This window comes from Pseudomonas sp. B5(2017), assembly GCF_002112825.1.
In the GTDB taxonomy this organism is placed as follows: Bacteria; Pseudomonadota; Gammaproteobacteria; order Pseudomonadales; family Pseudomonadaceae; genus Aquipseudomonas; species Aquipseudomonas putida_Z.
In genome coordinates, this window is record NZ_NEIR01000003.1 from 113,041 (window position 1) to 136,545 (window position 23,505).

The following is a 23,505-nucleotide window of genomic DNA, read 5'->3' on the forward strand; positions in this document are numbered from 1 at the left end:
ACTCTCCTGTGAATGAAGACCGCGACGTTGGGCGATCACGATGGGGAGAATCCTACCGACATCAACAATAGCTGATAAGGCAGCAAAAATGCGTTAGTTTGTCCTACAGATGGAACAGTGAGACATTCCCATGCAAGACCTCAACGACCTTTTCTACTTCGCCCGCGTGGTCGAAGCCGGCGGTTTCGCCGCAGCCGGCCGCCAGCTGGGCATCCCCAAGTCGCGCCTGTCGCGGCGTATCGCCGAGCTTGAAGAACGCCTGGGCACGCGCCTGCTGCAACGCACTACAAGGCAACTGAAGCTCACCGCGGTGGGCGAGCGCTACCTGCACCACTGCCAGGCCATGCTGCTGGAAGCCGAAGCCGCCGACGAGGCCGTGGCCAGCATGAGCAGCGAACCGCGCGGGCGCTTGCGGGTGTCCTGCCCGGTGGCATTGGCCCACGCCTTTCTGCCGGATGTGATCAGCCGCTTTCTCGCGCAGTACCCACTGGTGCAACTGGACATGGTGCTGCTCAACCGCCGGGTCGACCTGATTTCCGAAGGTATCGACGTGGCCCTGCGCGTACGCGACCTGGGCGATGAAGACCCGGCCCTGGTCACCCGCCGCCTGCGCCAGGCGCAGATGCAGCTGGTTGCAGCGCCCGGTTTCGCCGACCACATCCGCGAACCGGGCCAACTGGCATCATTGCCGGTGCTGGGCGCTGCCGAGGCTGACCGGCTGGTACACTTCCGCCTGTTCGGCCCCCATGGCAAACAGCAGGAAATCGCACTGGAGCCGCGCCTCGCCATCGATGATTTCGTAGTACGTAATGCTGCTGTACGGGCAGGCCTCGGGTTTACCGCGCTGCCCAGCATGTTCTGTGAAGAAGAACTGGCGCGCGGCGAACTGGTGCGCCTGCTGCCGGACTGGTCGCTGCCGGGTGGCTACCTGCAGGCGGTGTACCCGCACCGGCGCGGCTTGCTGCCTGCGGTACGGGTATGGATCGACCACCTGGCGGCGTCGTTCGAGGCCTGTGGAGAAAAGTATGTCTGAGCGGAACATGAGCGAAGCCCAGGTGGCAGCGTTCTGCCTGAGCCTGCCGGGTGCGCGGGAAGACTACAAATGGGGCGGCATCCGGGTGTTCTCGGTGGCGGGCAACAAGATGTTCGCGGTGCTCGACCTGGCGGGTGCGGGGTTGTCGTTCAAGGTGGCCGACGAACTGTTTCTCGGCTATTGCGATCGCCCGGGGGTGCGGCCTGCGCCGTACCTGGCGCGGGCGCGGTGGATCAGCATGGCATTGCCCTACCCCATGGGGCGTGAGGAGCTGTGTGATCTGTTGCAGCGCTCGCACCAGCTGGTGGTGCGGCGGTTGCCTAAGCGGTTGCAGGTGGGGTTGGTGTTGTGAATTCCCTGTGCTGGCCCTTTCGCGGGTAAACCCGCTCCCACAGGGTTCTCCACTGGCCTCAAGACTTGTGCTGTACCCGCGAAAGGGCCAGCACAGTCAAACATCAACTGAAGGTCAGATACCGCCCACCAAGAAACAGCCAGTCCGCCCAGAACACCTGGTGCACCAGCACAATCCCCCAGAACACCAGCTGGTACGACAGCTTGCGCGTCTTATGCCGATACAGCTGCTGCGCCAGCAGTGCCCCCGGCCAGCCGCCCAGCAGCTCACTGGCATGCAGCACCTTCTCGGGCGTACGCCAGGCCTGGGTACGCGCCTGCTGTTTGTCCTGCCAATACAGCAACAGGCTGATCAGGCTCATTGCCGGGTACAGCGCCAGCGGCCACCAGGCCTGGTCGACCCAGGCCATGCGCGCCGCGCCCAGGCCCGGCAGCAGGCACAGCAGGCCCAACAGCAGCAGCTTCAGGCGCACATTACGTACGCCCTCCCCCCTTTGCCCCCGCGCTGCCTCAGCCATGTGCCGTCGCCCAGTCGACCCAGCCGAACTGCCAGGTCGCCAGGATCAGCAGGCCAAAGGCAATGCGGTACCAGGCGAACACCGCATAGCTGTGGTTGGCAATGAACTTGAGCAAGCCACGCACGGCAATCATGGCAAAGATGAACGAGGTCACGAAGCCGATGGCAAATACCGGCAGGTCGCCGGGCTGGAACAGGTCGCGGTACTTGTAGCCCGAATACACCGCCGCACCGACCATGGTCGGCATCGCCAGGAAGAACGAGAACTCGGTCGCCGCCTTGCGCGACAGGCCGAACAGCAGGCCACCGATAATGGTCGAGCCGGAGCGCGAAGTGCCCGGGATCATCGCCAGGCACTGGATGAAGCCGATCTTCAGCGCGTGGCTCCAGCGCATGTCGTCCACGTGATCCACCTCCACACGGTGCTCGCGGCGCTCGGCCCAGAGCATGATCACCCCGCCCACCACCAGCGCAGCCGCCACGGTGATCGGATTGAACAGGTATTCGTGAATCAGGTCGGCGAACAGCACGCCCAGCACCACTGCCGGCAGGAACGCCAGCAACAGGTTACCGGTGAAACGCCGCGCCGCGGGCTGGCTGGTCAGGCCGAAGACCACGTCGAAGATCTTGCCGCGAAACTCCCACACCACCGCCAGGATCGCCGCCAGCTGAATGATGATGTTGAAAGCCATGGCCCGTTCGCCACCAAACCCGATCAGGTCGGCGACGATGATCTGGTGGCCGGTACTGGAGATCGGCAGAAACTCCGTCAGCCCTTCGACCACGCCTAAGATGATTGCCTGGAAGGCAGTCCAAAAATCCATCATTCCCCCGATGGAGCGCTGCTCGTTGCAGGCCCCTTGTTCTTGATTTGCTTGAAGTTGCCGCACGCGGCCCGGCTGTTTTACAGCGACTGTTGGGCGCAATGCCAGTAGAAAAGTTCACGCCGCCTAAAGGTTTCATCTTGCGCGGCCGAAATCCTAGCAGAGCGCGTTTGCAATCGCCTTGTACAAACTGCTGCAGACTATTGGATGGATAGCACTTAGCCATTAGTCGAGTGGGGGCGTGGCGCAAAGCATGCTTGGATGCGCCTGAATAAAAAGAACAATGCGGGAGCTGTGGTATGAAAACCCTGAGATCGATGTCTATCAGCCGCCGTCTGTGGCTGATCCTTTTGGTGGCGGTGGCCATGCTGGTGGTATTGGGCCTGCTGATGCTGCGCCAGATCCACGGTGACCTGTACCAGGCCAAAGCGGAAAAGACCCGCCACGTGGTACAGACCGCAGCCGGTGTGCTGGCCTATTACCAAGGCCTGGAAGCAGCCGGCACACTCAGCCGCGAAGCGGCCCAGCAACAGGCGCTGCAAGTGGTACGCGCGCTGCGCTACGACCAGAACGACTACTTCTGGATCAACGACCTGGGGCCGAAGATGATCATGCATCCGGCCAACCCCAAGCTCGACGGCCAGGACCTGTCGGCCATCCGTGACCCCGACGGCTTTGCCGTGTTCAACGAGATGGTCGCCCTGGCCCGGCAGCAGGACGCCGGGCCGGTCAACTACCGCTGGCCCAAGCCCGGTGCCAGCGAGCCGGTGGCCAAGACGTCCTACATCCAGCTGTTCAAGCCGTGGGGCTGGATCATCGGCTCAGGCGTGTATGTCGACGATGTGCAGGCCGAATTCGCTCGCCAGTTGCGTGACGCCTCGCTGGTAGGCGTGGCCATTGCCCTGCTGATGGCGCTGGTGGTCATGCTGATTGCCCGCAGCATCGCCCGCCCGCTGCAGGAAGCGGTGCAGGCCATGGGCAACATCGCCAGCGGCGAAAGCGACCTGACCCGGCGCCTGGACACTCACGGCCGTGACGAAATCACCCACCTGGGCGAACACTTCAACCGCTTCAACGGCAAGCTGCAAGGCGTGGTCGGCCAGTTGCAAGGGGCGGCCCATGCCCTGGCCCGGTCCGCCGGGCATGTCGGCGACAATGCCGGTGCCGCGCAACAGCACAGCGCCCAGCAATCGCTGCAGATGGACCAGGTGGCCACTGCGGTCAACGAAGTGACCTACGCCGTGCAGGACGTGGCCAAGACCGCCGAACAGGCCGCTGGCGAAATGCGCACCGCGCAACAGCAGGTAGCACACGGCCAGGAGGCCATTCACGGCAGCCTGGCGCAGATCGACCGGCTGTCGCTGACCATCGACCAGGCCGTGCAGGTGATCCGCGACCTGGCCGGGCACAGCACGCGCATCGGTGGTGTGCTGGATGTGATCCGCTCCATCGCCGAACAGACCAACTTGCTGGCGCTGAACGCAGCCATCGAAGCGGCGCGGGCCGGCGAACAAGGCCGTGGCTTTGCCGTGGTCGCCGACGAGGTGCGCCTGCTGGCCCAGCGCACGGCGCAGTCGACGGCCGAGATCCATACCATGATCGAGCACCTGCAAAGCCAGTCGGACGCTGCAGTCAAGGCCATCGACACCAGCAGCGAGGCCTCGCGCCAGACCGTCGAGCAGGCCCGCGAGGCCGGTGCCAGCCTGGATGCCATCAACCAGTCGCTGAACAACCTCACTGCGTTGAATGCCTCCATTGCCAGCGCCACCTTGCAACAGTCACACGTGGTCGAAGAGATCAACCGCAACGTGCTGGATACTGCCGGGTTGTCCCAGCAGACCGCCGATGCGGCGCGGCAGTCCAGCGATGCCGGAATGGCGCTGGGGCAGCTGAGCGAAGAGCTGGAGCAGTTGTTGCGGCAGTTCCGGGTGTAAGGTTGAGAATGCCGGGGGCGCTTTGCGCCCCTTTCGCGACACAAGGCCGCTCCTACAGACGATCGCGTCCCCCTGTAGGAGCGGCCTTGTGTCGCGATGGGCTGCAAAGCAGCCCCAAAGGCCCCAACGCCCTACACCTTCCCCGGCCGACCCGCTACAATCGCGCCCCTCCCCCGCAGTCTCCAAGGATCGCCGATGTCCGGCCTTGAACTCATCGCCGCCGTCCTCGGCGTCACCGCTGTCTGGCTCACGGTCAAGCAGAACGCCTGGTGCTGGCCGATCGGCCTGGTCATGGTGCTGATCTATGGCTGGCTGTTCTACGAGGTGAAGCTGTACTCGGGCATGCTGCTGCAAGTGGCCTATGCCATCCTGCAGGTCTACGGCTGGTGGCAATGGAAGCGCCCGGGCCATGCTGAAGACGCCCGCCAGGTCACCCGCCTGCAGCGCCCGGCATTGCTCGCCGGCCTGGCCGGCGGGGTGCTGCTGAGCGCCGCCCTGGGCGCGGCGATGGCCACCTGGACCGACGCCGCCCTGCCCTGGCTGGACGCTACCCTGACCGGCTTCAGCCTGGTGGCACAACTGTGGATGGCGCAGAAGCGCCTGCAGTGCTGGCCGCTGTGGGTGGTGGTAGACATCATCTACGTGGGCCAGTACCTGCACCAGCAGCTGTACTTCACCGCAGGCTTCTTCGCCGTGCTCACCCTGATTGCCGTGCGTGGCTGGCTGGAATGGCGCCGTGACCCGGCGTTGGTGCAGCCATGAGCGCGGCACAATCCATGAAAGTACTGGTGCTGTGCGGCCCGGAATCCAGCGGCAAGAGCTGGCTCAGCGGGGTGATCCAGGCGCATTTCGGCGGCGTGGTGGTGGCCGAATACGTGCGCCACTTCATCGACCAGGAATGCCGCGACACCTGCTATGCCGACATCCCTGCCATCGCCCGCGGCCAGCTGGCCTGGGAAGACCACGCACGCGAGCAGGCACCGCCGCTGCTGATTCTCGACACCCATCTGCTCAGTAACATGCTCTGGAGCCACGCCCTGTTCGGCGACTGCCCGGCCTGGCTGGAGCAGGCGCTGCTGGCACGGCATTACCACCTGCACCTGCTGCTGAGCCCGCAAGGCGTGGATTGGGTTGCCGATGGCCAGCGCAGCCAGCCCGAACTGCGCGACCGCCAGCGCTTTTTCGACGACAGCCTGCACTGGCTGCAACGGCATGACCAGGCGTACAAAATAATTGAGGGCAATTGGCCGCAACGCCAGTTGCTGGCACTACAAACAGTGGCTAGGCTCATTGGTAGCGATGCGCCATCCTGCCCCACCGAGTGTTAATCCACCGACACACCCCTGTGGGGCGAAGCCCCTGAAAACATGGGGTTTTGCTGGGCGTCGAAGGTAGTGTCAAGGCGCTGAAACACTCCTGCAAAAACCCTTCCAATCAAGGCCAACACTGGCTTTGCCTGCACCGCCAGCGGCTGCCTGTTTCAATCCTGAGACAAAATCCGCCGCAGCTTGTCATGGTACTCACCTTAAGCTTTTGATCTGAAAACGCTTCTCAAAAGCGGCACACCTTCTGCTGCCTGGTTCGCATCGCTGAACAGGGCCAGCGCTCATTGAAGGAGTTGCCGTCGTGAGGAAAACTGACAAACGCCTCTATCACCTGTTGCTGATGGGATGTGTGCTGGGCTCGTTGGGCCTGACGGCCCAGGCCGACAACGGCATCATCGTGATAACCCGTGACGTGCAGACACGCAACGCCGTTGTCCCGCCGTTACGACCCGACCCCAACCCCACCACCGTCAATGCCAACCCTTCCGCCCACATCCTCAAGCAAACCAACGAACTGAGTGATGGCGACTTCGCCAACATCAGCAGCGGTGCAGGTATCAGTACCCTGATTACCCAGCAGACCAACAACCTGGGCGGCAACCTCAACAACCAGTCCCAGCTGCCCAACCTGGCCGGTGGCCGCGGCACGGGCTCGGGCAATGGCATCTCGAACATGGTCAATTCGAGCTTGCAGCGCGGCCTGGCGCCGCTGCAGATCCTGACCGGAGGCAAGTGAGATGAAGCACACGCTGCTGATCCTGATCACGCTGTGCAGTACATCGACCTTCGCGCAATCCCCGGTTCCCGTGATCAACAACGCCGATATCGACAATTCGGGCAGCCGTTACCAGGGCAACCTGTCGGTCAATCAAGCGGCCGGTGACCAACAGCAACAGGCCAACGCGCGCGCCTTCGCCGTTGGGCCCGAGGCCAGCGCCACCACGCAGATCCGCCAGCGCCTGAACACCCCTGCAGACCCCGCAATGAACGCACGCTCGACCATACAGGGCGACGCCTTCAGCAACGGTAGCGGCGCCCTCGGGATCAACCAGAGCGCCGGCGCCAACACCCAGCAAGCGAACGCACTGAGCATCAGTATCGGTGCCCAGCCGCAAAGCATCGACGACAGCGTCCTCATGCAGCAGAACGTGGCGCTGCTCAACAACTCCGGTCCGATTGACACTTCAACTGGCCATCGCCAGGTCACCACCAGTGACCAGGCCTTCACCGGTAGCCGTGGAGTGATTCAGTTGAACCAGAGTGCCGGGGTGGGAAACCGCATGGCCAACACCCTGAGCATCCGGGTCGCGGATTGACCCTGCCAGTCAAGAACGACACTTAACCTAATCGTACGGAGAATCACCATGAAACCCTCGATGGCAATCAAGCCTCTGGTTTTCGCAATTGCTGCGGTCATGGCTGTTGCTGTACAAGCTGATCAGAACGACCGGCGTGGCGGGCACCACAATGGTCACCACAACAACGGGCAGCACACGCCTCCTCCCACCAGGATCCCTGTGTTTGCCACCGCCAACGCCATGGACAGCCAACGCAGCACCGGCAACACCATCACCAACCAAGGCACCATCAACGAAGCCGAGATGAGCAGCTCGGCTTCGGGTGCCAGCGGCAACGTAGGTGTCAACGTGGCGGCCGGTAACGGCAACCAGCAGGACAATGCTGCGGCCATTGCCAACGCATCGTCCGAATCCAGCCTGGACAACAGCTTCGTGTTCGGCTCCGCCGAAGCCACCGCTGACGTTAGCCAGTTCAGCAACAACAACCGTGTCGACAACTGGTCCACCCAGAACTCGGCAGTCATGACCGGCTCGGCCGATGGTGCAGAGGGTAACGTCGGCGTCAACATCGCTGGCGGCGACCTGAACCAGCAGAAGAACACCATGGCCATCGCCAACACCGGAGCCCCACTGGGCAACGCCACCGCCACCGCCTCTGCCGACCAGAACGGCCCAGGCCTGACGGTGAACAACGGCGCCGACCGCACCTACCGGGTGGATACACTGACCATCACCACCACCAAGAGCGGTTCCAGCTCGCGTGAGGGCACGTTCAACTCGACCGACGACCGCAGCTCGTCCTCGAGCTTCAGCGTGGCCGGCTCGCAAAGTGCCAGTTCCAGTGGTTCCAATGGCTGGACCTCCAGTGGTTCGAGCAGCATGAATGCCAGTGGCTCGAAGACCTCCAGTGCCAGCGGGTCGAACAGCTCCAGTGCCAGTGGTTCCAATAGCTCCAGTGCCAGCGGCTCCAACAGCTGGAATGCCAGTGGCTCGGTTGGCGTCACTGCCAGTTCGTCCAGCAGCTCCAGCCTGAGTGCCACCCTGGCAGCTGCAGCCGATGCCAGCCGTACCGTGACCACCGATGACGGCCGTCGCGAACGCACCCGCACCGACAGCTTCGATGCATCGCTCAACGCATCGCTCAATGTCGATGTAGACCGCACACGTGACAGCTCGTACGACGCGTCGTTCGAGAAAGCGTTCGACTCGTCATTCGACAAGTCGAACGAGTCTTCCTTCGACCGCAACCACGAATCGTCGTACGACAAGACTCGCGCATCGGCCTACGAGAAGTCTCGCGACTCCTCGTATGAGAAGGCTCACGAGTCGACCTATGCCAACGCATCGGAATCGGCGTTTGAAAAGTCTGGCGAGAAATCGTCTCAATCGTCGAACGACGTGTCGAAGAGCTACAGCGAAAGCAGTGCCTACGACTTGAGCAATACCGTGTCCTTCCAAGTGCTGACCCCGACCGGCTGGGCCAACCCTGTTACCAACACTGCAACCCTTAGCGGTTCGGTGAACGGTGGCAGCGGCAACCTGGGCGTGAACGTGGCAGCCGGTGTGGGCAACCAGCAGAGCAACTCGCTGGCCATCTCCAACACCTCGTTCTGATCGCTGCGCTTGAGGCCCCCTTCGGGGGGCCTTTCTTCAACAGAACCGGAAGGCATCCGATCATGCGCATCATTGCCCTGGCGTTTTTGCTGTGCCTGGCCAGCGTGAGCGAAGCTGCACAAATGCCGCTGTCCGTCCTCCCGGGCGGCGCCGTGGTGTTCAAGCCCATCCAGAGCGTACGCGAGCGCAAGTTCGCCGACCTGGTGCAACAGAAGACCGACTTCAGCTGCGGCGCCGCCGCGCTGGCCACCATCCTGCGCCAGGCCTACTGGCTGGACGTGGACGAACAACAGATCATCGAAGGCATGCTGGCCCACGCCGACCAGGACCTGGTGCGCACGCAAGGCTTCTCGATGCTCGACATGAAACGCTACGTGGAAAGCCTGGGGATGCGTGCCCGCGGCTACCGGGTGGCGCCCGAGACCCTGCACAGCGTGCGCATTCCGGTCGTGGTGCTGATGGACGTGCGCGGCTACAAGCACTTCGTGGTCATGCAGAAGGTAGACAAGGGCTGGGTGTACATCGGTGACCCGGTACTGGGCCACAAGCGCTACAGGGTCGACGACTTTCTCAAGGGCTGGAACGGCATCATCTTCGCCGTGATCGGCCAGGGCTACGACAAGAACAACATCCTGCTCGACCCACCCCTGCCCCTGACCGCCAAGGGCCGGGTGAACAACTTCACCCCGGTGCAGGATGCAGAGCTGCTGGACTTCGGGTTCATCAAAAGCGACTTCTTCTAACGACTCTTGCAACGACAAGGAGCACGAGGCTCCGGGGAGCACCCCAATGAAGAATGCATTCTGGCTTGCAATCGCATGCCTGACCGTCAGCCTTCCTACCCAGGCCGAAACCTTCAAGCCCATCGAGCTGAAGGACCATGAGCTGGCGACCTTGCGTGGCCGCTACGTGATGCCGGGGCGGATCGTGAGTTTCGGAATTGTCATGTCCAGCACCTGGCAGAATGCCAAAGGGGACGTGATCGGCGCGACGAGCACGATGCAGATTCAGCAGTCGACCATCAAACCGCAATTCTACGTGTCGTTGATCGACGAAAGCGGCACTGGCACAGCGTCAGCTGGAGCCACGGCACCGGGCACCGGTACCGTTACAGGCGGCGCCGGCCTCAACACCACAGAGGGTGTTACCCAGGTGGTACGCGCAGCTGGCGACAACAATACCGCCTACAACAATGTCGCCATCAATGTTTCCAAGGCCGACCAGGCGCCTACCGCGCAGCCACAGGGCCAGGCACTGGCCAACGGCCAGACACTGACAGGCGCAAACGGCGCAGGCGCGCTGAGTGTGTCCGCCAGCGGCGTAGGGGTGCAGTTCAATATCAGTGCCAGTAACAACCAGGGCAGCAGCGTGCAGCGCCTGGCGCAGGGTGGCCTGATGCAGAACTCGACGCTGCTGGGCAATGGCAACCGGGTCAATAACGTCACCACGCTCAATGTAGTGATGCGCGAAAGCGTGCCGACAGCCGCGTCGCTGAACGGTAGCCTCGATCAGCTCAAAGGTCTTCGCACATTTGGATACTGATCTACGCTCAGTCTCATCAAAAGTAGTCGGCAGGGACGGCAATTCCATGCACCGATCTTTATCGCTCAAAGCTTTTGTGTGTTTGACCACCTTGGCCCCGGCCACATTGCTTTACGCCGCAGCCGACCCTCAGGTCGAGGCTCTCAAGCAGGAACTGATGGAACTGAAACAACGCTACGAAGCCCAGCAGCAAGCGCTGATGGTGCTGGAGCAGCGCGTGCGCCAGGTAGAAGAAACCCCGGCAGCCCCCCCACCCAAACGTCTGGTCAGGTCCCCGGCCGAAGGGGTCAAAGGTGCACAGACTGTGGCATCGGGTGCACCGGGCACCACCGGCAGCTCCTATGGCCAGGCGCTGACCGCCGACGCTGAACCGGCTCAGAGCGTGTCCAACCTGTACGATGAGGCCAGCGGCTTCTTCGGCGGCGGCAAGTTCAGCTTCGAGACCGGTGTCACCTATACCCACTACGATACCCGGGCGCTTGTGCTCAACGGCTTCCTGGCGCTGGACTCGATATTCCTCGGCAGTATCAACCTTGACCGGGTTAAGGCAGATAACTGGACCCTGGACATGACTGCCCGCTACAACCTCGCCCAGCGCTGGCAGTTCGACATCAACGTCCCGGTGGTGTACCGCGAATCCACCTACTCTTCCGGCGGTGCGGGCGGTGCCGGGGCAAGCACCTCGGACGAAACCGTAACCCGCGACCCGGAAATCGGCGACGTCAACGTCGGTGTCGCCTACAAGTTCCTCGACGAAGACGAGACCTGGCCTGACGCCGTCGCTACCTTGCGCATCAAGGCGCCGACCGGCAAAGACCCCTATGGCATAAAACTGCGCCAGGTAGAGGGCAACGACAACCTGTCAGTACCGGAAAGCCTGCCGACCGGCAACGGCGTCTGGTCGATCACGCCGGGCATCTCGCTGGTCAAGACCTTCGACCCCGCCGTGCTGTTCGGCAGCCTGTCCTACACCTACAACATGGAAGACTCGTTCAGCGACATCAGCCCACAGGTCAACAGCAAGGTGCCGGGCGATGTGAAGCTGGGCGACTCGTGGCAGATCGGCGGCGGTATCGCCTTTGCCCTGAACGAGAAGATGAGCATGTCGTTCTCGGTGTCCGACCAGTTCGCCCGCAAGAGCAAGATAAAACCGGATGGCGGCGACTGGCAGTCGATCTCCAACAGCGACTACAACGCGGCCAACTTCAACATCGGCATGACCTTCGCCGCCACCGACAACCTGACCATCGTGCCCAACCTGGCCATTGGTCTGACCGATGACGCGCCGGACTTTTCCTTCAGCCTGAAATTCCCCTACTACTTCTGATACTTGCCATCGGCCGGGCTCGCGCGAACGGGCCCGGCTTTTGGTTACCAGCCTTGTCCCGGACCGCCTTCCCTGCCACGGCCTGTTATCATCAAGCACAGTTGCATGACGATTTAATGGCAAAAGGGATGTTTTTGTGAAGAACCTGTCAGACCACCCACGTACCCGGCTTGTCGCCCTGGCGACCCTGGTACTGGTGATCCCACTGGGTACGCGCGCCATGCTGGGCTGGTCCAACCCACTCGGTTACCTGTCCGACCTCGCCCTCGGCAGCTTGCTGGTCTTGCTGCTGCACCGTCGGCCGTGGTGGCTGGCGTTTCCCGTATTGCTGGCCTGGGCGGCCCTCTGGGTGGCTTCGGCTGAACTGGTGAGCGCGGTGGGCCGGTTGCCCACCAGCGCCGACCTGACGTACCTGCTCGACCCGCAGTTCATGGAAAACTCGACCGGTGGCGGCCTGGCCCATGCCTGGCTGCCGTGGGCCATGGGCGCCGGCCTGCTGGCCTGGCTGGCCAGCGCCTGGCGCAGCCGCACCCAACCCAGCCAGCCGCTGCCACGCACGGCCTGGGCCATTCCGCTGCTACTGTTCGGCGCCCATTGGGGCAGCCAGCAACTGGTACCTTCCGACGCCGACCAATGGCGGCAATACAACCTCACCCATCAGCTGCTGTCGGCCGGGGCCGGCAACCTGCAGCGCCAGGTCGAAGGCTGGATGGGCCGTACGCAAACCTTCACCCCTCTGGCCAGCACCGGCCTGACCCAGTCCGACCTGCATGGCCAGCGCCTGCTCGCCGGGCCAGGAAACGCCCGCAACCTGCTGGTCATCACCGTGGAAGGCATCCCCGGGGCCTACCTGCGGCCCAACCGCCAGGCCCTGCACAGCCGCTTCGACGAAGAGCTGATGCCCAAACTCAGCCAGTGGGCCGAGCGCGGCATGAACACCCCGGACTACGTGCTGCATACCCATCAGACCATCCGTGGCCTGTACGCAATGCTGTGCGGTGACTACGACAAGCTGGCCAACGGCACGCCCAAGGGCGTGGAACTGCTGACCCAGAACGAACGCAACCAGGCCTGCCTGCCGGCGCAGTTGCGCCAGGCCGGCTTCACCACCCACTACCTGCAGGGCGCCGGCCTGCGCTTCATGGCCAAGGACCGCATCATGCCGCACATCGGCTTTGACGCGGTGCACGGCCAGGAGTGGTTCCGCAACAGGAACTACCTGGACTTCCCCTGGGGCAAAGATGACCGCGCCTTCTTCGAGGGTGCGCTGGATTACGTCGGCCAGCTGCAAAAGCAGGACAAGCCATGGATGCTGACCCTGCTCACCGTGGGCACCCACCAGCCCTACTCGGCACCGGCCGAGTACCTGGAACGCTACGACACGCCGAAACAGGCGGCAGTCGCCTACCTGGACGACGCACTCGGTGCATTCCTCGACAACCTCGAACGCCAGGGCGTGCTCAAGGACACCCTGGTGGTGGTGACTTCCGACGAGTCCCACGGCATCGACGGTGTGCGCCTGGCCTCGTCCTGGGGCTTCAACCTCACCCTGGCGCCGGAGCAGGCACAGTTGCCACGGATCAAGCGCGGTACCTATGGCCATATCGACCTGGCCACCTCCCTGCTCGACTACTTTGCCCTGCCCATCCCCATGGCGCTCGGCGGTCGCTCGCTGTACCGCGACTACGACAGCGGTCGCGAGATGATCTCCTACACCAACGGCATGCTGCGTTATCACGACGGCCAGGGTGTGTTCACCGAATGCGACTTCCAGCAGCGCTGCCGGCGTTACGCCAGCGATGGCTTCATCGCCGACCAGGCACGTTACCTTGGCCCGGGCGACAGCCTGCTCGGCCAGCAGATCGGTGCCCTCGCCGGGGTGCTCGACCAGTCCCTGCTGCAGACACCGCTCAACCTGCGTTACCAGTTCGGCGGCCCATCGCCGATCCAGCTGCGCAAGCGCATCAAAGATGACTGGGCCGACAACCTGATCGGCGCCCAGTACCTGGAAATGCCCGAGGGTTCGCATACCCGCGTACGGGTCAAGGTACGTTCGCTGGACCCCAAGCGCGCAGCCTATATCCAGCTCAAGGCCAAGCAGCTGGAGCAAGACGTACCGCTGGGCTTGCCTGACGAAGTGAAAGTCACCGCCGACGAGCCGCTGGAGATGGAGTTCAGCTTCGACAACCCGACCGCGCGCAAGGCGTTTTCCTTCCATTTGCTGGGCTATGGCGGTGGCCAGGTGGAAATCAGCGACTTCAGCGTGATCACCGCGCTGCCTGGGGAAGATGAAGCAGCGGATGAACTGACCGAAGGGCATATCGCCCATTCGGGCTGAGCAATACCACTCATCGCCCGGCCGCCGCGGCCTGTCGATTCGACCCGCCCGTGCTCGACTAGTGTGTGAATCCCCCAATGTGGAGACAGCACCATGAGCACGAGCGAAAGCAGGCACCCGGTGGTTTCCCGCAGCCAGTGGCTGGTGGCCCGCCGGCAACTGTGGCTGCACGAAAAGGCCTTCACCCACCACCGCGACGCGCTGTCCGCAGCCCGTCGCGCCCTGCCCTGGGTCAAGGTGGAGCACGACTATCGCTTCGAGGGGCCGGACGGCGAACTGAGCCTGGCCGACCTGTTCGCGGGCCGCAGCCAGTTGCTGGTTTACCACTTCATGTTCGCCGAGGGCTGGAGCGAAGGCTGCCACGGCTGCTCGTTCCTGGCCGACCACTTTGACGGCGCCAACCTGCACCTGGCGCATCACGACGTGTCGCTGGTGGCGGTGTCGCGGGCACCGTATGCCGAGTTCCAGGCCTTCCGCCGGCGCATGGGCTGGCAGTTCCCCTGGTATTCGTCACATGGCAGCGGGTTCAACGAGGACTTTGGCGTCAGCGTTGGCAGCGAGGGCCAGCGGCAGTACAACTATGAGCCATACGAGGGCGATGAAAGCGAGCTTCCCGGGCTGAGTGCGTTCTATCGCGAGCCGGATGGCAGCGTGTACCACACCTATTCGACCTATGCCCGCGGGCTGGACATCCTGGTCAACACCTACAACTTCCTCGACATTGCGCCACTGGGGCGCAATGAGGCCGGGACCATGGACTGGGTGCGGCACCATGACCGTTATGAAGGGCAGCCGGACAAGCCCAGCTGCTGCCATAAGTGATACTCAGCCCGTACGCGGTCGTTGTAGGAGCGGCCTTGTGTCGCGAAAGGGCCGCAAAGCGGCCCCAGCAATTTCAACTGTTGTGAATCAACCCTGGGGCCGCGTTGCGGCCCTTTCGCGACACAAGGCCGTATAGCGACAACCTCGAGAGCAACGCTGTACCTGTGGGAGCGGCTTTAGCCGCGAAGAAGCCAACACGGTGGGTGGCACCGGCTGCGCCGGTGTTCGCGGGTAAACCCGCTCCCACAGGAATTGCGCCATGGTCCAGACTGCGTTCAACCCGTTACATCACCCGCGCACGCCCAGCATCCCGCGCTCGACGATGAAGTCGATCACCGCCTGCAGCCCCTCGCCCTTCTTCAGGTTGCTGAAGGTCCATGGCCGCTGCGGGCGCATGCGCTGGGTATCGCGCTCCATCACTTCCAGCGAAGCCCCCACATAGGGCGCCAGGTCGGTCTTGTTGATCACCAGGAAATCCGACTTGGTAATCCCCGGCCCACCCTTGCGCGGGATCTTCTCGCCTTCGGCCACGTCGATCACGTAGATGGTCAGGTCGGCCAGCTCCGGGCTGAAAGTGGCACTCAGGTTGTCACCGCCGCTTTCGACGAAGATCACCTCGAGGTTGCCAAACTTGCGCGCCAGGGCTTCGACTGCCGCCAGGTTCATCGAGGCGTCCTCACGTATCGCCGTGTGCGGGCAGCCGCCGGTTTCCACACCGACGATGCGCTCCGGCTCAAGGGCCCCGGCTTCGGTGAGGATACGCTGGTCCTCCTTGGTGTAGATGTCGTTGGTGACCACTGCGATCTGGTAGTGATCGCGCATGGCCTTGCACAAGGCTTCGAGCAGCGCCGTCTTGCCGGAGCCGACCGGGCCGCCGACACCGACGCGCAGGGGTTGTTGATAGCTTTGCATGCAGGCAGTCCTCAGGAACGGAACAATCGGGTGTATTGGGTTTCGTGTCGCGATGAGGCAATGGCCAGCAACGGCAGGCCGCCGCCTAGCTGGTCATCACCCAGGCCCAGCGCCTGGTCGAGGGCCGCGGGCAGCCCCGCCCCCAGGTCGCGCAGCAAGGTCTGGGCAGCCTGCTGGCCGAACGGCACCAGCTTGACCCCGGCCATTACCGCGCCCTCCAGCCAGGCAAAACCATGGCCCAGGGCCAACTGGCGCAGTGGGATCGCCCAGTGCGCAGCCAGCCAGGCCATACCGCCCAGCTGGGTGAGTTCGAGGCTGGCCCGCCAGGCCGGTGCCTGGCCCAGTTGCCAGCCGTCCAGCAGCCGTGCCAGCGCCGCGCCGCGCTGCTGTTCTTCCAGGCGCAGCTCGGCGGTTTCGCGGTTGGCCAGCAGAAAGCGGCTCCAGTGGCCGAAGGCCTCGGCGTCCTCGGCCTGGCAGGCGTGGTACAGGCGCGCCAGCACCGGCCAGTCGAGGCAGGCCAGGGTGTCGTCGATCTGCTCGCGCTGCCAGGCAGCGAAACCATCCACGCCCCGTACCCAGCCCGCCTCGACCGCCCACTCCAGGCCTTGCGAGTAGGTGAAGCCACCCACCGGCAAGCCAGGGCTGGCCAGCTGCAGCAGGCGCAACAACGCCAGGTCACTGTCCATCAACCGGCCATTACCAGCGCGGCGCCGGCCAGCAGGCCACCGCCAAAGGCCTTCTGCAGGCCGCTATGCCTGCGCAACAGGCAACCGACCGCAAAGCCGGCCGCCAGCAACAGGCCGCTGACCGTGACGAAGCCGGCGCTGAACTGCCAGAACGCGCTTGGCGTGGCTTCCACGCCATGGGCCCAGCCATGGAACAGGGCGAACACCGGCATGGCCATGGCCAGCAGCAGTTGGCGGCTGGGCAGTAGCACGGCACCGGCAGCCACCAGCAGCGACACGGCAATCAGGGTTTCCATGCCCAGCACATCGCCGAACAGGTGGCCGCACACCGCGCCGCCGAACATCGCCGCCAGGGTTGCCAGGGGTAGCGTCAGGCTGCGCCGGGTCAACGCGGCGAGTACACCGGTGCCCAGCAGCATCAGCAGGTGGTCAAGGCCGGTCAGCGGGTGCAGCAGGCCGTCCTGCAGCGGGTTGGCGTCGTGCCCGGGGTGGGCGAAGGCAGGCAGAGCCAGCATCAGCAGAAACAGGGCGAAAGTCTTTTTCATCGGTTGCTCCAGGCAGTTCAGGAATGGGCAGGCAGGCGCACGAACGGGTGATCGTGGCCGTGGGCATGGCTGTGGCTGTGCGGCGCGCTCTGGTAGGCGCCCGCTTCAGGCTCGAACGGCGCCTGTTCGGCCTCTACCGTCAGGCCCAGGCCACGCAACATGTCGTCCAGCACGTGGTCATGCTGGAAGCGCAACAGGCCGGGTTCGATCTGCAGAGGCACATGGCGGTTGCCCAGGTGATAGGCTGCGCGGGCCAGCAGGTGCGGGTCGGCGCAACGCACCGTGGACACCGCTTCGGGCGCCGCCAGCACGCGGATCAGCTGGGTGCCCTCGGCATCGGCCAGCAGTTCGCCCCCGCGCAGCAGGTGGCCGCGCTCGAGCATCAGCCCGGCCTCGCGACCATCATCCAGGGTCACCCGCAGGCGGCTCTTGATGCGGCTGTCCACGTCCAGGGTAACGGTGCCGGTTTCGCCCAGCTGGCCGGGGTCGGTGATACGGCGGGTCAAGACAATCATCGGTGCTCCTTCAGAACAGGAAGTAACGCTGGGCCAGCGGCAGTTCGCGGGCCGGCTCGCAGACCAGCAGTTCGCCGTCGGCACGCACCTGGTAGGTCTGCGCATCGACCTCGATCAGCGGCTGCAGGGTGTTGTGGACCATGTCGGGCTTGCGCACCCGGCGGCAGCCGTGGGCCACGCCGATCAGGCTGCGCAGGTTCAGCTCCTCGGCCAGGCCACGGTCCATCGCCGCCTGGGGCAGGAAGGTCATGCGCGTGGCATGCCGTGCCGCGCCCAGGGCGCCGAACATCGGGCGGTAATGCACCGGTTGCGGCGTGGGGATGGAACCGTTGATATCACCCATGGGCGCGGTGACGATCATTCCGCCCTTGATCACCAGGGCCGGCTTGACCGCAAAGAACGCCGGCGCCCACAACACCAGGTCGGCCAGCTTGCCGACTTCCACCGAGCCCACTTCGTGGCCGATGCCGTGGGTCAGTGCCGGGTTGATGGTGTACTTGGCGATGTAGCGCTTGACCCGGAAGTTGTCGCTGTAGCTGGTGTCCGGCGCCAGTGGCCCGCGGCGCAGCTTCATCTGGTGGGCCACCTGCCAGGTGCGCAGCACCACCTCGCCAACCCGGCCCATGGCCTGGGAATCGGACGAGGTCATGGCAAAGGCGCCCATGTCGTGGAGGATGTCCTCGGCGGCGATGGTTTCGCGGCGGATGCGCGACTCGGCAAAGGCCACGTCTTCGGCGATGCTCGGGTCCAGGTGGTGGCAGACCATGAGCATGTCCAGGTGCTCGTCCACGGTGTTGATCGTGTACGGCAGGGTCGGGTTGGTCGAGGACGGCAACACGTTGGCCTGCCCCGCCGCGCGAATGATGTCCGGGGCGTGGCCGCCACCAGCGCCCTCGGTGTGGAAGGTGTGAATGGTACGGTCGCCGATGGCCGTCAGGGTGTCTTCGATGCAGCCGGACTCATTGAGGGTGTCGGTGTGGATCGCCACCTGGATGTCCATTTCCTCGGCCACGCCCAGGCAGCAGTCGATGGCAGCTGGTGTCGAACCCCAGTCTTCGTGCAGCTTGAGGCCCACGGCGCCGGCCGCGATCTGCTCGCGCAGTGCTTCCGGCCGCGAGGCGTTGCCCTTGCCCAGCAAGCCGATGTTGATCGGCAGGCTGTCGGCGGCCTGGAGCATGCGCGCCAGGTACCAGGGGCCGGGCGTGCAGGTGGTGGCGTTGGTGCCGGTGGCCGGCCCGGTGCCGCCGCCGATGAAGGTGGTGACACCGCTGTTCAGCGCCTCGTCCACCTGCTGCGGGCAGATGAAGTGGATGTGCGAGTCGACGCCACCGGCGGTGACGATCTTGCCCTCGGCCGCGATCACCTCGGTGCCGGGGCCCACGGGCACGTTCACGCCCGGCTGCACATCGGGGTTGCCAGCCTTGCCGATCACCGCGATACGCCCGTGCTTGATGCCGATATCGGCCTTGACGATACCCCAGTGGTCGATGATCAGGGCATTGGTCAGCACCAGGTCCATGGCTTCGGCGGCCAGCATCTGGCCTTGCCCCATGCCATCGCGGATGACCTTGCCGCCACCGAACTTCACCTCTTCGCCATAGATGGTGAAGTCGCGCTCCACCTCGACCCACAGCGCGGTGTCGGCCAGGCGTACGCGGTCACCTACCGTGGGGCCGAACATGTCGGCATAGGCCTGGCGGGAAATGCGGCTCATGCCCTGCCCTCCAGCGCGCCCATCACCTTGCCCTGGAAGCCATGGACCTCGCGCTTGCCGGCGTAGGCCACCAGTTGCACGGTACGCGCCTGGCCGGGCTCGAAACGCACGGCGGTACCGGCGGGAATGTCCAGGCGAAAGCCCTGCGTCGGCGCGCGCTCGAACACCAGCGCCTCGTTGACTTCGTAGAAGTGGTAGTGCGAGCCGACCTGCACCGGCCGGTCGCCATGGTTGGCCACGCTGACGCTGACCGTCGCGCGGCCGCTGTTCAGCTCGATATCGCCGGCGGCGACCTGGATTTCACCTGGGATCATGCGGGGCTCCTGGGCAGTTTCAGACGATGGGGTCATGCACGGTCACCAGCTTGGTGCCATCCGGGAAGGTCGCTTCGACCTGCACGTCGTGGAGCATTTCGGCAATGCCAGGCATCACCTGCTCGCGGCTCAATACTTCGCGCCCCAGGCTCATCAGCTCGGCGACGGTGCGGCCATCACGGGCGCCTTCGAGCACGGCGGCACTGATCAGCGCCACCGCTTCCGGGTAGTTGAGCTTCAGGCCACGGGCCAGGCGCCGCTCCGCCAGCAACGCGGCGGTGAACAGCAGCAGTTTGTCTTTCTCTCTCGGGGTCAGCTCCATGGCGCTCTCTCAGGTGGCCCAGATACGCGGCGGGCAGGCCGGCAGGCCGAGGACGGCCGGGCGCAGCACATGCCACAGGCGTTGCAGGGTGCGTTGCAGGTGTTGGTTGTCATGGTCGAGTACGCGGATGACCAGCAACGACCCAAGCAGGGTCGCGCCGGCCGGGTTGGCCATCTCGTCGAGTAGCGGGCGCACCAGATCCAGCACGGCCTGGTCGGCGGGTGCGGCGCAGAAGGTGGCCAGCAGCGGATGCCCGCCAAGCTTGTCCAGGCGCCCGCCTTCGACGCGCAGGCGCTCGTGCAGGCCCACTTCGTCAGGCAGTTCGATATGCAGGCGGCTGTCGAGGGCACCCTGCTCGAAACGCTCGTTCATCACCGGGCGCCCCAGGCACAGGGATTCCCAGGCCAGCAGGCGCGCCCCCGGTTCGAGGGTGAAACGGCTGTCGAGGCTGGCGCGGGCGCCGGAGAAGAAGATGCTGTCCTGCGGCAGCCACTCCAGGGTGCTGCCGGCGGCCAGATGAAAGCGCTGGGCCAGCCGCGCGGTCGGGCCGATGCTGCGGTAGAACTTGCTGGCGCCGGGCATGGTCAGCAGCGCGTGGCTACCCGGCTCCAGCTGGATATCCAGCTCCAGGCGGTCGCCGGCGACGATCCCACCGGGTGGGTGCAGCACGTAGACATGGCACGGCGCACCTTCCGGATAGAACGGTCGTTGCACCAAAAGAGGTCCGAAATGCCGCCACGCACCAAGGCGGGTCACCTCGTCACGCCTGACGAAACGCAACTGCAGGTGAGCGCTCCAGCCGGCATCGTCTTGTTGTTGTTCGATCTGCTCCGCGAGCGACATCCTGCGGCCCCTGAAATCCGTGGCCTGCTGGCCGTTTAGAGGGGCAGGCACGCACGGCTACGGCGCGCGCGGCCTGACCACTCGATCAAATTCGCAGGCTGGATATAGCAGGTTGCGGGCCAACTCCGCAGGTGAACGAAGATGAAACTTTTGCCCAAGCCGCTCTGGCATCGGGCATACGGGGGGATGGCGCACAAGGCGGGGGCGTGCTTTGGCCCTGTTTCGGTGCCAGCCCATCTCAAGGCAAAAATTACCCGATGCTGCGACACGGCCTCTGTGGGAGCGGGTTTACCCGCGAAGAATCCAACCCAGTGCATGGCACGGGCTTCGCCCGTGTTCGCGGGTGAACCCGCTCCCACAGGGTTCGAGCAAGCCCTTCATACAGCGACAAGGCGTCAGTAATCGAAGCGGTCCACCGCACGCCGGCGTTCGTTGTCATCACGCCGGTCATAGATGGCGGTGGTCTGGATATTGGCGTGATGCGCCAGCTTCTGCGCAATGGACAGGTCGTGCTCTTCGATCACCCGGGTGATGAACGCCCGGCGGAAATCGTGCGGCATGATCTTCACGCCCACCTGCGCACCACGCTGGCGGGCGATGTAGTAAATGGCATGCTTGGTGATGCGCGCCCGGGTGATATGGCTGCCACGGCGGATGCGGTTGAACAGGAACGGGTCGTCTTCGGCCCCTGCCGGCAACTCCTGACGGCGCAGGTCCAGCCACGCCTGCAACTTCTCGAACGCCCATGGCGGGGCGTACTTGATCAGCTGGCGGTTGCCCTTGCCCAGCACCTGCAGGCTGCGCGCCTCGAAGTCGACCTGGTCCAGGTCGATGTCCACCGATTCCGACTTGCGCATGCCGGTGCCGTACAGCAAGGCGATGATCGCCGCGTCACGCACACCCTGCGGCCGTGGGTCGGCCGCGCACACATCCATCAGCTCGCGAATCAGGCTGCGGCGCAGGTTGCGCCCCGGTGGCAGGCGGCTGCCGGTGGCCGGTTTGACCTCGCGGATGCGCAACAACTGCTCGTGATCGATCAGGCCCTGGCGCCAGGCTTCGTTCATCACACCGCGGATGGCGTTGACGTACAGCGACGAGCTGTTGGGTGCGTAACCGTCGGCACGCAGCGCCGCCACCAGGGCGATCACATGGCCGGGCTCGAGCCGATGCCAGGGCACATCGACGATATTGCAGTCGACAAACCCCAGCCGGTCGGCAGCGTCCTGAAGGATGTAGCGCATGGTTTGCTGGCTGGATGGGGCCAGGCGGGCCATGTACTGCAGCAGTGGATTTTTCGAGAGGTCGGACAAAACGTGAATCCTGTAGCGAAGCGTTGGCCAGCGGCGAACCGGCCAGACCCTGAAGCAAGTCAATACGACATACAAGCAGGTCCAAATAACAGCAGAAAACGCATGTCATTCGGACCCGGAGAGGTGCCATCACCTTGATATACAAGGGGTTCGGAGCTGGCACGGATCGTGATCTTACCCCAATTGAGCCTACTGAACGAACGAAGGTCCGCCCATGCTTGTGCAGCCGATCGCTTCACGCCCACGCCAGGCCGTCTGGGGCCTGGGTTTCCGCCCATTCTTCCTGGGTGGCAGTTTGTTTGCGCTACTCGCCTTGCTGTTGTGGGCCGGCGTACTGGCCGGGGTGCTGGAGCCAACGCCCCCCGGCGGCATGCTCGCCTGGCACCGCCACGAGATGCTCTATGGCTTCACTGCCGCCATCATCGCCGGCTTCCTGCTGACCGCCGTGCAGAACTGGAGCGGCACCCCAGGCTTGAGCGGGCGTGCGCTGCAGGGTTTGTTCCTGCTTTGGCTGCTGGGCCGGGCAAGCTGGTTCCTGCCATTACCGGGCAGCTTGCTGGTTGTGATCGAGGGCAGCTTTCTGCCACTGGTGGCACTGGCCCTGGCGCGGCCGATCGTGCAACGGCGCTTGCGTAACAACTACCCGATCGTCGGCCTGGTGCTGTTGATCGCCGCCTGCCAGTGGCTGACCCTGGTCGGCTGGCTGCGCCAGGAGGAACTGTGGCAGCGCCGCGGGGTGTTTGCCGGGTTGTGGCTGGTAGCCGCGATGATGAGCGTGCTTGGCGGGCGGGTGATCCCGTTCTTCACCCGACGCGGCCTGGGCAACATGGCCCCGTCCCCTGCCCGCCCCTGGCTGGACCGGGCCTGCCTGCTGCTGAGCGTGGCGGTACCGCTGGCCTTCGCCTCGGGCTTGGCCGATACGCCACGTATCGGCCTGGCCGCGCTGTTCGGCGCCTTGTTCGCCCTGCATACCGCCCGCCTGGCCTTGTGGCATGACCGTGGCTTGTGGCGGGTGCCCCTGCTGTGGTCGCTGCACCTGGCCTATGCCTGGATTGCCATTGCCTGCCTGGGCATGGCGCTGTGGCATGCCGGGGTGGCACTGAGCCCGAGCCTGGTGACCCACGCACTGACCGTGGGCGCCATGAGCGGCTTGATCCTGGCGATGATGGCACGGGTCAGCCTGGGCCACACCGGCAGGCCGCTGCAGGTGCCGACCAGCATTGCCTGGGCCTTTGCCTTGATACAACTGGCGACGCTGGCGCGGGTGGTGCTGCCGCTGTTCACGCCGCTGGGGGTGAGCCTTTCAGTAGTGTGCTGGAGCCTGGCGCTGCTGCTGTTCCTGCAACATTACCTGCCCATCTTGCTGCGGCCACGGGCTGACGGTATGCCTGGCTAGCCTTGATGCCCAGATTGCCGAGG

General features: G+C 64.4%; 25 protein-coding genes. 14 read left to right on the plus strand and 11 right to left on the minus strand.

What is annotated here, in order from left to right; genetic code table 11:
• Positions 1–130 precede the first annotated feature (130 nt).
• Together CAG00_RS05585 and CAG00_RS05590 are read left to right on the plus strand one after the other, a co-directional pair.
• Positions 131–1,033, plus strand: a complete 903-nt coding sequence (locus CAG00_RS05585) for a LysR substrate-binding domain-containing protein (protein ID WP_013972466.1) — start codon at positions 131–133, stop codon at positions 1,031–1,033.
• The gene (locus CAG00_RS05590; protein WP_085616680.1) at positions 1,026–1,385 is read left to right on the plus strand and encodes an MmcQ/YjbR family DNA-binding protein; all 360 of its coding nucleotides are present in this window, start codon (positions 1,026–1,028) and stop codon (positions 1,383–1,385) included. The genes CAG00_RS05585 and CAG00_RS05590 overlap by 8 nt, the downstream gene beginning before the upstream one ends.
• A gap of 103 nt (positions 1,386–1,488) precedes the next feature.
• Here the strand turns inward: CAG00_RS05590 and CAG00_RS05595 are convergent, their stop codons facing one another.
• Positions 1,489–1,902 carry a DUF1294 domain-containing protein gene (locus CAG00_RS05595; protein ID WP_085663685.1) on the minus strand — a complete coding sequence of 138 codons (414 nt, stop codon included), beginning with the start codon at positions 1,900–1,902 and terminating at the stop codon, positions 1,489–1,491.
• Positions 1,895–2,725, minus strand: a complete 831-nt coding sequence (locus CAG00_RS05600; protein ID WP_085663913.1) for an undecaprenyl-diphosphate phosphatase — start codon at positions 2,723–2,725, stop codon at positions 1,895–1,897. Before CAG00_RS05600 ends, CAG00_RS05595 begins: the two co-directional genes overlap by 8 nt.
• Before the next feature lie 299 nt (positions 2,726–3,024).
• Here CAG00_RS05600 and mcpP point away from each other — a divergent pair, with 299 nt between their 5' ends.
• The 11 genes from mcpP (at position 3,025) to CAG00_RS05655 (ending at position 14,925) form a co-directional block, all read left to right on the plus strand.
• Positions 3,025–4,659: a methyl-accepting chemotaxis protein McpP gene (gene mcpP / locus CAG00_RS05605; protein ID WP_025339411.1), complete on the plus strand. Its 1,635-nt coding sequence runs from the start codon at positions 3,025–3,027 to the stop codon at positions 4,657–4,659.
• A 195-nt stretch (positions 4,660–4,854) separates the two neighbouring features.
• On the plus strand, positions 4,855–5,421 hold the full coding sequence (pnuC, locus tag CAG00_RS05610) for a nicotinamide riboside transporter PnuC (RefSeq protein WP_025339412.1): 567 nt from the start codon (positions 4,855–4,857) through the stop codon (positions 5,419–5,421).
• Positions 5,418–5,987: an AAA family ATPase gene (locus CAG00_RS05615; RefSeq protein WP_085663686.1), complete on the plus strand. Its 570-nt coding sequence runs from the start codon at positions 5,418–5,420 to the stop codon at positions 5,985–5,987. Before pnuC ends, CAG00_RS05615 begins: the two co-directional genes overlap by 4 nt.
• Positions 5,988–6,285: 298 nt before the next feature.
• Positions 6,286–6,720, plus strand: a complete 435-nt coding sequence (locus CAG00_RS05620; RefSeq protein WP_085663687.1) for a hypothetical protein — start codon at positions 6,286–6,288, stop codon at positions 6,718–6,720.
• 1 nt (position 6,721) lies between these two features.
• Positions 6,722–7,300 carry an adhesin gene (locus CAG00_RS05625; RefSeq protein ID WP_075045393.1) on the plus strand — a complete coding sequence of 193 codons (579 nt, stop codon included), beginning with the start codon at positions 6,722–6,724 and terminating at the stop codon, positions 7,298–7,300.
• A gap of 48 nt (positions 7,301–7,348) precedes the next feature.
• Entirely contained in the window at positions 7,349–8,896 is a 1,548-nt protein-coding gene (locus CAG00_RS05630; protein WP_085663688.1) for a heme utilization protein, read from the plus strand.
• A gap of 62 nt (positions 8,897–8,958) precedes the next feature.
• The gene (locus CAG00_RS05635; protein ID WP_085591260.1) at positions 8,959–9,639 is read left to right on the plus strand and encodes a C39 family peptidase; all 681 of its coding nucleotides are present in this window, start codon (positions 8,959–8,961) and stop codon (positions 9,637–9,639) included.
• Positions 9,640–9,685: 46 nt separating this feature from the next.
• Positions 9,686–10,438, plus strand: coding sequence for a hypothetical protein (locus CAG00_RS05640; protein WP_085663689.1), 753 nt, complete (start codon positions 9,686–9,688; stop codon positions 10,436–10,438).
• A 46-nt stretch (positions 10,439–10,484) separates the two neighbouring features.
• On the plus strand, positions 10,485–11,765 hold the full coding sequence (locus CAG00_RS05645) for a hypothetical protein (protein ID WP_085663690.1): 1,281 nt from the start codon (positions 10,485–10,487) through the stop codon (positions 11,763–11,765).
• Positions 11,766–11,901: 136 nt separating this feature from the next.
• Positions 11,902–14,103 carry an LTA synthase family protein gene (locus CAG00_RS05650; RefSeq protein WP_085663691.1) on the plus strand — a complete coding sequence of 734 codons (2,202 nt, stop codon included), beginning with the start codon at positions 11,902–11,904 and terminating at the stop codon, positions 14,101–14,103.
• Positions 14,104–14,196: 93 nt separating this feature from the next.
• Positions 14,197–14,925, plus strand: a complete 729-nt coding sequence (locus tag CAG00_RS05655) for a thioredoxin family protein (RefSeq protein ID WP_085663692.1) — start codon at positions 14,197–14,199, stop codon at positions 14,923–14,925.
• A gap of 288 nt (positions 14,926–15,213) precedes the next feature.
• Here CAG00_RS05655 and ureG read toward each other — a convergent pair whose 3' ends face one another.
• The 9 genes from ureG to xerC form a co-directional block, all read right to left on the minus strand.
• Positions 15,214–15,837 carry an urease accessory protein UreG gene (gene ureG / locus CAG00_RS05660; protein WP_010953755.1) on the minus strand — a complete coding sequence of 208 codons (624 nt, stop codon included), beginning with the start codon at positions 15,835–15,837 and terminating at the stop codon, positions 15,214–15,216.
• An 11-nt stretch (positions 15,838–15,848) separates the two neighbouring features.
• Positions 15,849–16,523 carry an urease accessory protein UreF gene (locus CAG00_RS05665; RefSeq protein ID WP_075045400.1) on the minus strand — a complete coding sequence of 225 codons (675 nt, stop codon included), beginning with the start codon at positions 16,521–16,523 and terminating at the stop codon, positions 15,849–15,851.
• Positions 16,523–17,068 (minus strand): HupE/UreJ family protein, encoded by a 546-nt coding sequence (locus CAG00_RS05670; RefSeq protein WP_085663693.1) that lies wholly within the window; start codon positions 17,066–17,068, stop codon positions 16,523–16,525. The genes CAG00_RS05665 and CAG00_RS05670 overlap by 1 nt, the downstream gene beginning before the upstream one ends.
• Positions 17,069–17,085: 17 nt before the next feature.
• Positions 17,086–17,583 carry an urease accessory protein UreE gene (ureE, locus tag CAG00_RS05675; RefSeq protein WP_085663694.1) on the minus strand — a complete coding sequence of 166 codons (498 nt, stop codon included), beginning with the start codon at positions 17,581–17,583 and terminating at the stop codon, positions 17,086–17,088.
• 10 nt (positions 17,584–17,593) lie between these two features.
• The gene (gene ureC, locus CAG00_RS05680; protein WP_085663695.1) at positions 17,594–19,297 is read right to left on the minus strand and encodes an urease subunit alpha; all 1,704 of its coding nucleotides are present in this window, start codon (positions 19,295–19,297) and stop codon (positions 17,594–17,596) included.
• Positions 19,294–19,611, minus strand: a complete 318-nt coding sequence (locus tag CAG00_RS05685; protein WP_085591272.1) for an urease subunit beta — start codon at positions 19,609–19,611, stop codon at positions 19,294–19,296. Before CAG00_RS05685 ends, ureC begins: the two co-directional genes overlap by 4 nt.
• Before the next feature lie 19 nt (positions 19,612–19,630).
• Positions 19,631–19,933, minus strand: a complete 303-nt coding sequence (locus CAG00_RS05690) for an urease subunit gamma (protein WP_003256923.1) — start codon at positions 19,931–19,933, stop codon at positions 19,631–19,633.
• Positions 19,934–19,942: 9 nt separating this feature from the next.
• The gene (locus CAG00_RS05695; protein ID WP_085663696.1) at positions 19,943–20,776 is read right to left on the minus strand and encodes an urease accessory protein UreD; all 834 of its coding nucleotides are present in this window, start codon (positions 20,774–20,776) and stop codon (positions 19,943–19,945) included.
• 395 nt (positions 20,777–21,171) lie between these two features.
• Entirely contained in the window at positions 21,172–22,086 is a 915-nt protein-coding gene (xerC, locus tag CAG00_RS05705) for a tyrosine recombinase XerC (RefSeq protein ID WP_085663697.1), read from the minus strand.
• A 214-nt stretch (positions 22,087–22,300) separates the two neighbouring features.
• On the opposite strand from xerC, the gene CAG00_RS05710 reads away from it, so the two are divergent.
• The gene (locus CAG00_RS05710) at positions 22,301–23,482 is read left to right on the plus strand and encodes an NnrS family protein (protein ID WP_085663698.1); all 1,182 of its coding nucleotides are present in this window, start codon (positions 22,301–22,303) and stop codon (positions 23,480–23,482) included.
• The last annotated feature ends 23 nt before the right edge of the window (positions 23,483–23,505 follow it).

Bases quoted from the DNA above. Each gene is read 5' to 3' on its own strand.
- ureG (WP_010953755.1), bottom strand. From the start codon at position 15,837: ATGCAAAGCTATCAACAACCCCTGCGCGTCGGTGTCGGCGGCCCGGTC.
- CAG00_RS05655 (WP_085663692.1), top strand. From the start codon at position 14,197: ATGAGCACGAGCGAAAGCAGGCACCCGGTGGTTTCCCGCAGCCAGTGG.
- CAG00_RS05640 (WP_085663689.1), top strand. From the start codon at position 9,686: ATGAAGAATGCATTCTGGCTTGCAATCGCATGCCTGACCGTCAGCCTT.
- CAG00_RS05690 (WP_003256923.1), bottom strand. From the start codon at position 19,933: ATGGAGCTGACCCCGAGAGAGAAAGACAAACTGCTGCTGTTCACCGCC.
- CAG00_RS05685 (WP_085591272.1), bottom strand. From the start codon at position 19,611: ATGATCCCAGGTGAAATCCAGGTCGCCGCCGGCGATATCGAGCTGAAC.
- CAG00_RS05695 (WP_085663696.1), bottom strand. From the start codon at position 20,776: ATGTCGCTCGCGGAGCAGATCGAACAACAACAAGACGATGCCGGCTGG.
- ureE (WP_085663694.1), bottom strand. From the start codon at position 17,583: ATGATTGTCTTGACCCGCCGTATCACCGACCCCGGCCAGCTGGGCGAA.
- CAG00_RS05630 (WP_085663688.1), top strand. From the start codon at position 7,349: ATGAAACCCTCGATGGCAATCAAGCCTCTGGTTTTCGCAATTGCTGCG.
- CAG00_RS05625 (WP_075045393.1), top strand. From the start codon at position 6,722: ATGAAGCACACGCTGCTGATCCTGATCACGCTGTGCAGTACATCGACC.
- CAG00_RS05600 (WP_085663913.1), bottom strand. From the start codon at position 2,725: ATGGATTTTTGGACTGCCTTCCAGGCAATCATCTTAGGCGTGGTCGAA.
- mcpP (WP_025339411.1), top strand. From the start codon at position 3,025: ATGAAAACCCTGAGATCGATGTCTATCAGCCGCCGTCTGTGGCTGATC.
- CAG00_RS05645 (WP_085663690.1), top strand. From the start codon at position 10,485: ATGCACCGATCTTTATCGCTCAAAGCTTTTGTGTGTTTGACCACCTTG.
- CAG00_RS05585 (WP_013972466.1), top strand. From the start codon at position 131: ATGCAAGACCTCAACGACCTTTTCTACTTCGCCCGCGTGGTCGAAGCC.
- ureC (WP_085663695.1), bottom strand. From the start codon at position 19,297: ATGAGCCGCATTTCCCGCCAGGCCTATGCCGACATGTTCGGCCCCACG.
- CAG00_RS05590 (WP_085616680.1), top strand. From the start codon at position 1,026: ATGTCTGAGCGGAACATGAGCGAAGCCCAGGTGGCAGCGTTCTGCCTG.
- CAG00_RS05670 (WP_085663693.1), bottom strand. From the start codon at position 17,068: ATGAAAAAGACTTTCGCCCTGTTTCTGCTGATGCTGGCTCTGCCTGCC.
- pnuC (WP_025339412.1), top strand. From the start codon at position 4,855: ATGTCCGGCCTTGAACTCATCGCCGCCGTCCTCGGCGTCACCGCTGTC.
- CAG00_RS05595 (WP_085663685.1), bottom strand. From the start codon at position 1,902: ATGGCTGAGGCAGCGCGGGGGCAAAGGGGGGAGGGCGTACGTAATGTG.
- CAG00_RS05635 (WP_085591260.1), top strand. From the start codon at position 8,959: ATGCGCATCATTGCCCTGGCGTTTTTGCTGTGCCTGGCCAGCGTGAGC.
- CAG00_RS05615 (WP_085663686.1), top strand. From the start codon at position 5,418: ATGAGCGCGGCACAATCCATGAAAGTACTGGTGCTGTGCGGCCCGGAA.
- CAG00_RS05710 (WP_085663698.1), top strand. From the start codon at position 22,301: ATGCTTGTGCAGCCGATCGCTTCACGCCCACGCCAGGCCGTCTGGGGC.
- CAG00_RS05665 (WP_075045400.1), bottom strand. From the start codon at position 16,523: ATGGACAGTGACCTGGCGTTGTTGCGCCTGCTGCAGCTGGCCAGCCCT.